We start from the raw sequence: 13,642 nt of genomic DNA, 5'->3' as shown, positions 1-13,642 counted from the left end.
TCCAAACGCTCAGGAATTCCTGGGCTTTCAAAGTCAATAATGGATTGGAATCTTCTGGTAAAAGCTTTGTCAATATTACTACGATAGTTAGATGCTAAAATGACCAAGCCTGAATGTGATTCTATACGTTGTAGTAAATACGAAACTTCTTGGTTGGCGTATTTGTCATGTGCATCACGCACACCTGTACGTTTTCCGAAGATAGCATCAGCTTCGTCAAAGAAGAGAATCCAATCTTTATTTTTGGCTTTGTTGAAGAGATTGGAAAGATTTTTTTCGGTTTCTCCAATGTATTTGGATATTACTAAAGATAAATCGATTCGATAGACATCTTTTCCCGTGTGTTTTCCCATCAAACTTGCCGTGAGCGTTTTTCCAACGCCTGGCGAACCAAAAAACATGACTTTGTAACCTGGTTTGATTTTGTCTTTCATGTTGAAGTCGTTCAGCAAGGTTTCATTGTGTTCCATCCATACGAGTACATTGTTGACTTCATCGAGCGTTTTTTGATTTAGGACTAAATCGTCCCATTCCATTTCTGTTTCTAATAATTCTGCTGGGAAGTCTTGACTTAGTTTTGGTTTTGAAACCGAACCGTACACGAACAATTCCACATATTCAAAATCTAACAATAAATTCCCACTAATTTTAGGTTCACCCAAAGGCACATTTCCTAATCTTAAAATTGATTTTTTAGCAAAAGCATGTTCTTCATTAAATATAGAAATGATAAAGTTTCTTGCTCTGTAGTTTGTTCCTACTACAATAAATATGGCAGTTTCGCCAGTTGGCAATATACCGCGATATTGCGTTCCTTTTACGCCTCCAAATTCTGGAAAGTCGCTTCCGTCAGGAAAATATTCAGAAAGTATATTGGTTAAAAAACCTGGTGCAATATATGGTAACATTGAGAGCAACAGTATTAGTATTTCAAAGATTTGAAAGTTGTTTTCTGTTACAAATCTTGAAAACTCAGAATCGTCATTAGCAAAGTCAAAACTTGGGAATGTAACTTCATCATCGCTTCCTGAAATTTCGACCAATCGAAATCGTACGACTTGTTTTATATAATCTATAAGTTCTACAGTCATGGTTTACAAGGATTTTTTGTGGTGAAATAACTCTTTTAATGGTTAATTTTTTACGTTTAAATAAAAGAAGATTTTATGTTTTGTAAAACAGTTGAAACACTTTTTTTAAGGGTGTTTTCCTTTTTTCTATACTTCTATTTTAATTTTTGCTTTTTTATATGACAAAAATAGTTTTGGATATACCGTATAACTTATTTTGGATAACTTATAAAGTTGTATCTCAAGGTTCTAAACTAGTAACATTGCATTTTCCTTCAACAAGAAATTTTAACAATCTACTATCTTCCACCGTTATTTTCCAACCTTTGTCATGTGCTCTACAGGCTAGAGAATTGATTTCCCATGGAATCCAGTTGTTGGGATTCATAACTTTTGGAGAAACATCTTTTAACTCTCTGTCTTTATTAAGTACTTCTTGAAGTTGAATATTAAAATCTACTTCATTTCCAATCATTAATACTTCACGGAGCTTGATAGTTGGTAATAAATATTTTTCATACCATTTTTTCCATTCATTATCATTTTCATAAACTGCCGCTGCCTTTGTTCGAACTTCCTCAAATTGTTTTTGTACTAAATTTGTATTGTTTTTAGAATCTGTTTTTTCGAGATAATACAAGGAATAATAATAGGATTTTGACAAGTTAGAATTATGAAAAAATGGGCCTGGGTCAATTTGATTTATAATGATTTTTTTAACTTTTTCACATCTACAAATACAAGCAATATCATATATATCTACCAAAGTAGCTACGTCAGTTTTATGGGTTGAAGCTTCTTTTTCTAATGTTACTAGTTCTTGATCAATCCAAACTTCCTGAGACTTACCAAGATTCATTTCCGTAAGAATATGTGCGTATGCGCCTTGCATTGCTAGTTTCATATAGTTTACTAATTCGTCTGAACTAGCTTCTTTTTTGTCAATATATTTTAAAGCAAACCATAATATGGCACAGGCGAATAGACTGTGAGATGTTTTTGGATTCGTTTTAGCAACTTTCATCATTTGGTTTTCAAAATCAATGAAGTTGTTGTCGTAATCATTTTTAAAAGACTCTTCGTCCCAATTGTTAAATACTAGTTTATTTCCCATAATTATTTTATAATCTAAATTCTGTAAGTATTGTATCCATTGCTAAACCTTTAGAGTTAATCGGTGTTTCAGCTTTATAAAATTTTATTTGGTCAAAACCACCATTGAGTCTATAGTTTTTCATCATTTCATCTGCAAGCTCCTTCTTAGCTCCACCAGAACTTTGCATTCTGTCAATAACATATTCAAAATATTCAGCTGTTCCTTGTTCTACACGAGAACCTTTATGTTTTGCTGATCCTAATTTAGAACTACCTCCTTTTGCTTCAACTATAATGAATTCTCCAGATTCAGTTTTATGTACTTGATCAAATACTCCTGGTCCCTCATGTGTATGCGTTTTTTTTATGTCTGAATGCTTCTTTTTGATGGCATCTTCTGCGCCTGTATCACCAATTTTTTCACTATTTTTAACTTTTTTATTCGCTATTTTATGATGTGCATCAAGTAGCGCTTGCTCATCTGGTGTTAAATCTTGATTCGCCTTCTTTTTCTTTAATGCCGCTTCTACTTCTGGTGTTTTACTTGCTTTTATTTCTGCATCAATTTTAACACGATCTGCTTCTGCTTTTAGTATCTTTTTATCAAGTTCCGGTAAATTGTCTATATCAGCTTGTTTGGTAGGTCTATTACGTGTATAAGTATCCTGTATAACTTTTTTATCTGCTCCTTCATAATACTTGGCTGGTGTATCTATTTTATCGTCTACTTTCGTGGCACTTTCCCATGGAGAATTTGCATCTACTTTCACTTCATACGTTCCATCCGCTTTTCTCTGCCATTGTGCTTGATTTTTAGGGTCAAACCTATTATCCGCATTAACTTTGATTTCATCTCCTGTATCAGGATCTGTTCTAGACAATAGAAAATCTGGGTTAAATTCAGCCCAAAGCTCAATCCACTTTCCGCTTTTCTTAAGCCAAATTCTTTTAAACTTAAATTTGTCTAAAATTTTCTGACGTAAGTTACTTAATTTTTTAGTTCCTTTTCCAACAGCTCCTTGTATACGGATTGCCAAACGTGTATTTTTTATTCTGGCAACTCCTTTTTTGATGACATTTCCTGTCTTGGTAACTCCTTTACGAATAAAGTTGACTCCTTTCATTACCTTTTGTCCAGCTCGTGTCACTTTTGCTGCTGCTATAATACGTTTGAAAACTTTCCCCATTCCCAGTAGAATCTTATCTAATAAGAATTCCATCACAATAACAGCCATTGCCATTGCCAACGATTTTCCTGCTCCAACGGCATCTCCTGCCCAAGCTTTTTTCACATAATCCCATATATGTCCCATGGCTTGGAATACTGCATACGCACCAAAGATGATAACCATTGCTTTTACAATGATATCTACTGCGGCTACTAGTCCTGCACCACCTGTAAAGAATGCTATAAGTCCAGCAGCAATTAATGCGGCAACTAGCGCGGCAATAATCCATACTTTGTTTTTATTCCAAAATACTTGTAATCCTGTCATCATTTGAGTTCCCATAAACGCTAAACGAGTTGCGATGTCTAAACGTCCTGTTTTTGTGATTAAGGTTGCTGGATCGTTGTCCATATTTGGTGTGGAAGCTACTTTTCCTGGTTGTGGCTCTGCATTTCCAACTTCTTCCGATTCTACCAACATCTGTGCATTGTAATGATCTAGTTTTGCCGGATCAGTCATATTAATCCAATCAGGATCTGGCTTTTCCGCTGCTTCATCCATAGATTGATTTGCTGCTCCTGCACTTTCATCAGCAGATTGTTCTACTTGTTGCGGCAATGCGTATCCTGCAGAATCTGCTGCAGATGATTGTAAGTCTCTTGCAGTGACTGCATCTGCTCCTGCTCCACCTAATTCTAGCGGAACGCCATCTTGCATTGGTGGTAAACCTGAAATTAATTCTGGTTCTAAAGTTACTGCTGGATATGGCTCTATCTCTACATCACTATTACTTAATTGTGATTTGGTAAGCACCGATTGTAATGCTTCTGGAATTGGTTGTGTTGCACTCGCCGCATCTGCCGTTTGCTCTCCTGAATTTTTACCCATTGCAGCTGCCCAAGCTTCTTCTTGTCCTAGTGGAACTTCAAAATTCTTTAACGGTTCTGCTGGATTTCCTCCTAAAGCCACTTCTGCCAATGCGCCAAAGAATTGTCCTGGCGCATACCACGCTCCTACTTGAAGGTTCCATAAGAATCGAATAACTTTTATCAATCCAACAGTTAAAAATTTCATCGCGTCAAGCAATAAATTATACAAGGCTTGATATGCGGCTAGTATGGCATCTAAAACTGCTCCAAGTAAGTCTAGTAAAGCATTCACCGCTTTTTTGAGTCCTTCCGCTAATAAGTTTACCGCTTTTACAGCAACATCTACAGCTTTGTCTATTGCTGCGTTAAATTTATCTCGAAGCTTCGGAAATGCTGCTAGAGCTACATTTACAAAGGCTTTCAAGGCTTCTCCAAAGGCTTTTATCATTCCAACAATCGCATCTCTGGCAAGATCAATGAGTTTGTTTGCTAGTTTTTTAGCAGCTTCAATAAGACCTTTTACCAGTTTTCGTAAGCCATCAAAGAGTTTATTGAGTCCTTCTTTTAATTTGTCAAAGAAGCTACTTACGGCATCAATAGCTCTGTCCCACCAACTTTTCTTTTCAGAGTCTTTTTTGGCTTGTGCTTTTTTAGCAGCTGCTTCTTGGTCGGTTTTATTTACTTCTTTGTCTGCTTCTTTTTTAGCGCTATCGTACTCTTTGGTAATTTTAGAATCTGCATCTTTTACTTGCGTATCAATATCACCATCAACCTTTTTCTTTTCAGCCTCCGATTTTTCGCTGTATTCTTTCTTTACATTTTCATTTTCCTGTTTCCATTCTGCTCGTTGCCCTTCAACATCAGATTTTGCATCGTTTTGCGCAGTTTCTTGTTCTTTCTTTACACGTTCAGTTTCTGCATCAATGTCTTGCTCTGATTGTTGGCGTTCTTTTTCTTGATCTGCCTGCATTTTTTCATACTCCGCATTTTGCTTTTGCATGTCAGGTTCAAGTTCTTGATCTATATACGATTTTGCTTGTGTATCAAAGCTATTTTTTACTTCGGCAGATACATTTGGTATTTCTTCTGAAAGTGCTGCTGTATCTGGAGGCGTTGATAATTCGACTGTTGGTGACATCATTTCTAGTTCCATTTCTGGGTAAATGTCATCTTCTCCTTTGTAGAGTTTGCTTTCTGCTAAATTTTTATTTTGCTCTTTGTTAGTCGTTGCTTCAGATTCGTCAAAGTTTTCCTTATTCTTGTTCGGATCAGCTTGTCCTTTTAGGTCTACCGCTGGTTTTTCTCCTGGACTTGTGTTTACACTTTCGGAAGTTGGTAAGTTGTTAATTCCGCTTTTTATTTGCGATTTACGGTCTTCATCACTTCCGCTTTTTCCAAATCCGAAGAAACTTCGAATACGCGCCATCACTGAACTAGGAGGTTGTATACTTTCTGTCGCTATTTTTTCACCTTCTACTTTTCCTTTTGGAGTAAGGTCGCCCAGTATTGATTTGTCTCCTTTTATTTGTTCGCCAACTTTCTCAGATGTTGCTTTAGATTTTTCCTTTAGCGCCGCAGATTTTGTTGGAATTCCTGTTGGTTGTTCTATTTCTGGTAACGAATCGCTTAGTGTATTTTGTTCATTTTTTTGAACTTCCGCTAAGGTTGTACTGGATTGTTTTACACCTTTCATAAAATTCGAAGGTGTTTGACTTACCAATCCGTCAGCATATACTTTGCTGTTTTCTGTAGGTAATGCTACAGGTCCGTCATCTTCTTTTACTGCCTCTACTTCTGGTATACCTCCTTCTGATCCATTTGGAGCAGCATACGCTTTTCCGCCTCCACCGCCAGCTTTAGTTCCTTTTCCTTTAGCAGTTTTAGTCTCAGCTTTCGTTTTAGCTTCTGGTTTTCCAGCTACTTCATTTGTTTTTGCTTTCTCAACTATACTCGATGGTTCTTTACTAGATTCTTGTGTAGTTTCCTGTGTTTGCGTTTCTGTAGTTTCTTCTTTTTGCTCTTCTTTGTCTTGGATGTTAGGTATTGATGCTGCTGTTTGAGAAGAACTTTGTATGAAAGAGGAATTTGTAGTTTCTGTGGTTTGTTGTGTATCTTGAGCTTGTTGACGTGTAGGAACTATAAATAAGTCTGTTTCTTCTTTTGCGCTTGTATTTTCTTTATTTTTTTTTAGTTGAGTTGGCGCAATAAACATGCTCGATCGAGAGGAATTTCCTTTCGATTTGTCAGTTGTATTTTTTTGAGCGCGCGCTGTATTCATTGTTTTGTGAGTGATTCTAAGTATGAGTTACCATTCTATATGCATCATTTTTTTCATCCATTTTAGGCGGATTAAACTGATATTCCAAGGAACTTTGTCTAGTAAAACATCTTGTGCTACACGATTTATTTTTAGTTTGATACTGTCATTAGTTATGGTCAATTCTCCTTCTCGTTTTAGAAACATATCTCGTAAGGTATTTATGGTACTTTTTTTAAGTACAACCCAATGTTCTAAGACAGCTTTTAGCAATTCTTCACAAAGCTTTTTGTCCTCTTCAGTTAATGGAGTTTGGTAATTAACCACTGTTTCTAATGGAATTCCTAAAAGGATTTTTTCGAGTGTCAGTTCTAAGTCTGTCACTTCTTCCGTTTCGGTTGCTAAGAAGTGTAACAACATACACGCTTTACCAATGTCATTGATTTTATTGTCTTCTGTAAGTATTCCAACTCCGCCAAAAAATCGCACTAAAAACGGATGTAAGAGTATTAATCCTGCTTTTTCAGTGCTTAACGGAATATCTTTTGTAATTGATTTTCGCGTTATTACGTTGTTCTCTTGCAAGTTTTCAGTTTTAGAGCTTGTTTCCGTATACTCTTTTATATTCGCTTTCGCGAGATTTGACTCGTTTGTTTGTATTGTTTTTTCTTCTGATTTTTTCGTCGTTGTTGCCTTGCTTGTTTCAGTGTTTTTAAGCGTTTCTTCTGAAACTTCTCCGTTTTGCTGTAGCTTTGTTTGAGACTTCTCGGATTCTGTTTGTGCTACTTTGTTCTTGTTGTTTTTAGATGCTTTAACCTCAACCTTATTCGATTCTTTTTCTGTTGCTTTTACATCCGTTTCTTCTGTAGGATTTTTGTGAACTGATTTTGTGATTGAAGTATTGGCTTTTTGCGATTTTGATGCTTCTATATTGATAATCGTTGCAATTTTTGACGCTTTTACATCTAGATTTTTTCCTTGTTCATACTGCGTAATTGCTTGCAATACTAATACAGACAACTGCGTTTCTTCTATTTTTGTAAGCCGTTTGCTTTCTGCAGCAGCTTTTGGTTGTAAGAGCTGTAAAAAGGTTTTTGAGAATTGTGGTAATGAACTGCTAAATCCTAAGGTTTTATACCAAATTGCAGCTTCTTCCGCTTTGTATGTGAGTTTGAACTGTGCACAAAGTACTTTTAAAAGTTTCTGAAAGAAAGTCGTTTCAAGCGTTACGTATTGCGCTGTTATTTGTTGTTTATTGTTGATGATTGTTGACAGTTTTTCATAATCATTCCGCAGTAGCGATAACATACGTTCTATAGCTTCTGTTTTTACTGAAAATAAAGACATGAGCTCGCTTTTTTCTATCAAAGTAAATTCCGCAACAGCGCCCAACCATTCTTTAAAAGCTTTTACAGAAATATGTGCAGGCAATATTCCAGTTGTTAAATAGCTTACTAATGCCTCAAAAGGTGATTTTTGTTGGGTAATTGTAGCAACAAGCGTTCCTTCTGTATTGCTACCATCTGAACGAATGTTGCTGATTTGTTGACTGATTTGCTTAGTGATTTCTTTTTGTAAGACTTCCAAATCTAGACTATTTACCTCAACATTGATATCAATTGTATCGATAGCACATTTTGAGTTTGGGTATTTTTTGTCCCAATCATCACATATACGTTCGACTCGCGGCATTAATCTTTCTTGGAAAAAATCGACATAATATTGCTCCCAAGAGACTAATGAATTGTCGTAGTTTATGTCTACTTCAAAAGCTATGTTATGGATTGTATGCATTGTTTCTTATCGATTACTTTTTGTGAATGTATTCGACAGTGTATTTTTAAATGCATCGTCTTTGGTGTCAAACGTGTTTAGATATTCTTGTGTTATTTTTGATCGTGTTGTCTCGGTTCCATAATCGGCATCTCTGTCGTTAGAAGCTATAATTAGACTGTTGTAGATCGTTGTAACTTCACTATTGTTTTCGTCTACACAACGTAATAACTCTAAAGACATGATTTCTAAGAGTTCGTCTAATGCTAGGATTGGTCTTTTGTCACCTCTAAAGTTTGGACTTCTTAGGAAACTTCTATCCAGTTCAGTACGCAAATTGTTGATTTGATTTATTCCTGAAATGCTATCATTGCTTACATTAGAAGATGTTTCCATCAATTTAATAAGATTTTTCATTGGAGTAACTACATCATTCGTAATTGCATCCTTGTATGCTTCATTTTCAAATACTGCTTCTAGGCTTACTACACTTGTATTAACACCTAATTCTGTTAGTCTGTTCGTATACGAATTGCTACAGTTAAGGTTTCTAAAACTAGTTGTAGGGCTAGGTCCTCCCGAATCTATATTATCGGCAACTGTTATTGTAATTTTTTCTGTGGAACAAAGACCTGCAATAAATATGCGTACACTAAATCGTCTATTGATAGCGTTATCTGCTGAAACTTTGAATACGCCAGGTGCTATTTCTCCTATTACTTCTCCTGTTGAAGCATCGGTTACATCATATTCAAAATAGTCTTTGTCATCGAAAGTATGACTGAATTTAAATTCGTAGGCTCCATTTATAAATCGTGAATTTGCAAGATCGTGTGCGATGGTATTTTCTGCTGGTAATTTGAATACTCTTGTTGAATCTACGTCTGTACCATTTATTTGGAATTGAATTGGAGTTCCCAAACCACCGTTTGGTGCGCTAGACGCAATAAATGTATGTGTATTTGTATTTTGTCTTATAAAACTGCTTCCTTGCGGCGATGTTATGATAAAATCATTTGGCACTACAGGAATGGAAATGTTTAGCGCAGGATCTCCTTCTTTCCAACAGTATCTGTCTTCTAAGCCTAAATCTGTAGGCAATTCATCTCTAGGAGGATCTTGATTTATAATTACATTGATTGCGGCAGTTTCGCAAGGTGGATTATCTAATAAATCTGCTCTTACGCAAATGACCAATTTGTAAGTGACATTGATGGTATCTCCATTTCCAGCTATTCTGTGTCCTGCTGTTTGTGAAATTAGACCTCCGTTGCCATCAAACCATTTTGCTTCTAAGTAACTTCCTGGATTGATAACATCTGGTATTCTTACATCATATTCAAGATTTACAATTAAATCATTTCCGTCCCAACGATCAACTTCAAAACCCCTGTCAATATCGCTTTCTATTGGAAGTTTATATACTCTTGTTGTTCCGACTGGCGAACCATTTAGAAAGATTTCAATGTCTGAATCAATGTCTGTATTTAATACCAATCCTGATTCGAAAGTAATGATATCAGAGATATTTTGAATTACATTGTTATCTAATGAAGTTGTAACTATATCGTCTGCGTTTACATCTAATTCTATCGATTGTCCAAAACAGATTCCGCTTGGTATTTCTAAGCTAGGTCTTTCGGCAGTATGATTTACAAAGAAACTTTCTACACAAAATTCTTCCAACCCAATGACGCTCATTTCAAGTCTATAATTTATAGCAACTGTACTTGCGCCACCATTTTCTATTCTAAAATTTGGAAGGTTTCTTGTAGTTGCTATTTCTGTATTTTCATTATTTAGATCGAACCATCTGTATCTTATGTAATCTACACCTTGAAAGTCGTGTGAAGCTCTAATATTTACATTTACACCAGTTTCATCCCAACTTACGACACTAAAACTTGGTAACATGTCCGTATTTATTGCGAATGGTAATTTTGCAACTATCGTTGATACACCATCCACAATTTCGCCATTTACAGCAAATGTGATTGGTACGCCTGCTAGTTCGTTTGGCACTTTTGCAGGATTTAGGAAATAGTTTCCTCCACCATCTTGTTCTATAAAACTTTCACCATCTATGGGCCTTTGTGGCGATGTTAACGCTGCTTCAAATGGTGTCACTGCAATTGATACCCAAGCTGGCGTTGTTTCCGTAAGCCTGTGACATGTAATTGGCGAAACAGTTACACTGTTTTCTTCAGGTCTTGAAAAATCTAGTTCTAATTCAGTTGTAATCGTACATGCTACAGGACTTCCTTCTACTCCAATGGTAACTGTAATTGTTTCTTGAAAAGTAGCCCCAGGATTATTAAAAGCTGCTGCTGTAATGGTTTTGGTGGTTCCTATTTCAGATCCATCTGCACGATTCCACACATACGAAAGGTAACTTTGTGCTTCTAAACCATGACTTACGTTTAAGTCTAAGTTGATGCCTGTTTCATCCCAAGATAAAAATTCGCTTGTTGTTGTACTATCTGTCGGCAGTTTGTACACACAGGTTTCTAAAGGTGTAATTGGTGTTGTTCCGTTTACTAAGAATGTTAGTGGCTGACCAAGTAAATCGTCTGGAACTAATGATGGATCAAACGCATATCCTGAATCAGTCGCTACAATAAATGCGTCGCCTTCCGGAGAAGTGACTACTCCATCTGTTGGACTAATGATGAAATTTTCTTGTCCTTCATCAGTTGGTAAACAGTATTTTGTTTTCGCTATAGCGAGTGTAATGTCTGGTTCTGCATTGTACACAATGGTTTCTGGTGGACAATCTGAACAACACATATATGGTAAGGCAAAATCGAACTGTACAATTCCATTGAATTGACTTAAAACACTATCATCTTCTAAGAGTTCTTCAGTTCCGCCAAGATATACCATAAGGAATGTTCCTCCTTTTGGCACGCCTGCCATGTGCTCGGCTCCTGGATGTTTTTCTATGAGTTTTGATAAGATAACTTCTCTGTAGAGATTGTTTCGTATCTCGTCTATTTGTTCTTTAAGCCATGCAATTTTTTCTTTGAGACAGCATAGTTTGGAAAGTTCATAGATAAAATATTCGTACATTTTATCGTGTGTTTGTGTTCCAAAAACGGTATTGTCTCCCGCTTCCGATATGGCAAATAATACCTGGTCAATATCTGTGCATAAAACAGTGATGGCGTTGTTGAGTGCTGTCCACTTTTCTGTAACATATACTTCATCTAACGATTGTAAAAAGTTACGCTTGATATCTGCTAAACCCGCAATTATTTTGATAGGTGTTTGCGTGTAGAAGAAATTATCATCGCTACGATCTACCGTGTCTGATGATTGATCAACTATTCCTAATGCAACTGCGGCTAAATATCCTGCTGGAATATTTGCCGTTCCTATGTTCATGTATGCTTCGTTGATTGCAAATTGTATGGAGGTTTCGTAAGCCGATTCTACTTGAGCTACATCTTGTACCGCATCTTGTAAATCATCACCTACACTGTTTGTTGTTTCAGTGAAGTTGGTACTTTTCCCTGTTATTTTACCTGGATTTGTGGTTGTATTTGTGGTTGCATTTCTGTTGAGTAATTGTACCAATTCCATGCTTGGCTCTTGTGTAGCAAGCGTGTACACAGTAGTACTTGTATCGTTGACACCTGGCTGATTGAATTGGTATTTTTCAAAGAATGCGGTTGCATTTTCTGCCGTACATAAAAACTCTTGTTCCCAAGTTTTTAGTAAAATTGCATAGTCTTTTGTGTCACATTTGTCATCGTCAAGCGAAACTTTGTTGACAGGAAATCCTATACTGACCGTTTTTACATCAAAAGCCAAGTTGTACGTCGCTTTTAGCGCATTTACTTTTCGTAATGCCAAACGGAAATCTTTTCCTATATGTCCTTCTATTCTATAGAAATCTTTATCTAAATGACTGTATTCTAATGGTTTTTGAATACACGGTATGTTTTTTAGATTGGATACATGAAATCCTAGTTGATTTTTTGGCTTTCGCTGTTGAATGGAAACTGGATTCCAATTGGATATGAGCGAATTTTTTGTTTCGTAATAATACGGAATAGAACGTTCGCTGAGTTTGAATTCGTAACTTTTTGACGGCGTTATTTTTACTGCCGCAGAACTTACGTTTGGTATTTTGTATTCTTTTAACTGATTGAAGAATTTAATACATAACGCTTTGATTGATAGTAAGTTTTCATCGTTTTCCGAAACCGTTGGTGACGGATAGAATTCATGGCGCGTTTGTAAACGTGTTTGTTCTTCTAAGGTTCCTAAGAGTAAGTGTTTTGGAAATGCTTTTAAGTTTGCCACACATTCAAAACGTGTGTGTAATACAAGTTCTCTTATTTCTCTGTAGGTATCTATTAAATCTTTGAGTAAGTCATATTTGTATTGAATGAACGGTTCTTCCTGTACCACAAAAATATCATCAAAATAAGCTGTTATTTGCGGGATATTTACGCCGTATCTTGCAAAATTGATTCGATGATCAAAACGATCAATAATAGTTGTAATACCATCGTACAAATCCGCTTTAAGCGAAAAACTGGATGTAAATTGATTGTGAATTGAGATTCCTGAAGTCGTGTTGTCTTTCGTTAATAATAAACGTGGCATACACAATTCTGGAAGCGTGTCATAATAAGAGAGTACATCGTGACTATTGTAAATAGTATCAGCCGCAATGAGCTGATTTTTGTTGTTTTTGTGGACTAACAGAAATTTGATATTGTTGTATACTTTGTTTCCTGTTTCGTCGCAACCGCTACTGCCGCACAAACCTTCATCTTCGGTATATGCTTCTGCATACGCGATTAGAATGTAATCTTTGAGCGATCCAAATTCATTACTAGTAAAAGAGGAGAGCGGAAGCTCGTCGTTAAGACGTCCCGCTCCCTCTTGTTCGTAGATCTCATATACCTGTAGTCCATTAAATAGTTCATAAGATGCTCTATCTGTTAGTACCGAATAGTAGTGAAATCTACGTGTTTCAGATTTTATTATGTCGCCATCGGAGGTAATTCCAACTCCTTGGCCAATTTCTATGTATGCGTTTGTGTATGAAACAATATTTAAACCACATCCAACTCCAACACCAATTAAGTACACACGACTTAAGCGATCTTGATCTTCGAAGTAATTTACAACTTTATTTAGATTTTTATGCGTTAATACTTGATCTGGCAAAAATTCTTCATAAATATTGCCTTGAGTATTCAAAGTCTGTAAATACGGTTCTTTTTTTTCTATTGTTTTCATCTGTATTTTATTTTTTGAATGATTTTTGTTAGAATCGCTTTGCTTTTAGACTTGTTTCTGCTTGTGCAGAAATCTTTTAGAACGCTGCGCTTTTAGATCGCTTCGCTCTTAGATTTGGGTGCTTGTTTGTTTGGTTATGGGTTTTTGGTTTGA

The 13,642-nt window shown here is 36.1% G+C and carries 5 protein-coding genes; all 5 read right to left on the bottom strand.

The window, feature by feature from the left end; genetic code table 11:
* On the bottom strand, positions 1-1,091 hold a 1,091-nt coding region (locus AB8B65_RS08010), incomplete at its 3' end, for an ATP-binding protein (protein ID WP_405300371.1).
* Positions 1,092-1,311: 220 nt separating this feature from the next.
* Entirely contained in the window at positions 1,312-2,184 is an 873-nt protein-coding gene (locus AB8B65_RS08005) for an Imm49 family immunity protein (RefSeq protein ID WP_405300370.1), read from the bottom strand.
* 7 nt (positions 2,185-2,191) lie between these two features.
* Entirely contained in the window at positions 2,192-6,481 is a 4,290-nt protein-coding gene (locus AB8B65_RS08000) for a hypothetical protein (RefSeq protein ID WP_405300369.1), read from the bottom strand.
* 27 nt (positions 6,482-6,508) lie between these two features.
* Positions 6,509-8,254 (bottom strand): contractile injection system tape measure protein, encoded by a 1,746-nt coding sequence (locus AB8B65_RS07995; protein ID WP_405300368.1) that lies wholly within the window; start codon positions 8,252-8,254, stop codon positions 6,509-6,511.
* Positions 8,255-8,260: 6 nt separating this feature from the next.
* A complete protein-coding gene (locus tag AB8B65_RS07990; protein ID WP_405300367.1) occupies positions 8,261-13,489 on the bottom strand; it encodes a hypothetical protein in 5,229 nt (1,742 codons plus the stop codon).
* Between the last annotated feature and the right edge of the window lie 153 nt (positions 13,490-13,642).

It is taken from the genome of Kordia sp. (genome assembly GCF_045105435.1).
GTDB lineage: Bacteria > Bacteroidota > Bacteroidia > Flavobacteriales > Flavobacteriaceae > Kordia.
The sequence above is the reverse complement of the archived record's forward strand: the minus strand, read 5'-3'. Positions and strand labels throughout refer to the sequence as shown.

What these genes read in the sequence shown, in the direction of transcription:
- AB8B65_RS08000 (WP_405300369.1), bottom strand. Translation starts at nt 6,481, where the DNA reads ATGAATACAGCGCGCGCTCAAAAAAATACAACTGACAAATCGAAAGGA.
- AB8B65_RS07995 (WP_405300368.1), bottom strand. Translation starts at nt 8,254, where the DNA reads ATGCATACAATCCATAACATAGCTTTTGAAGTAGACATAAACTACGAC.
- AB8B65_RS08005 (WP_405300370.1), bottom strand. Translation starts at nt 2,184, where the DNA reads ATGGGAAATAAACTAGTATTTAACAATTGGGACGAAGAGTCTTTTAAA.
- AB8B65_RS07990 (WP_405300367.1), bottom strand. Translation starts at nt 13,489, where the DNA reads ATGAAAACAATAGAAAAAAAAGAACCGTATTTACAGACTTTGAATACT.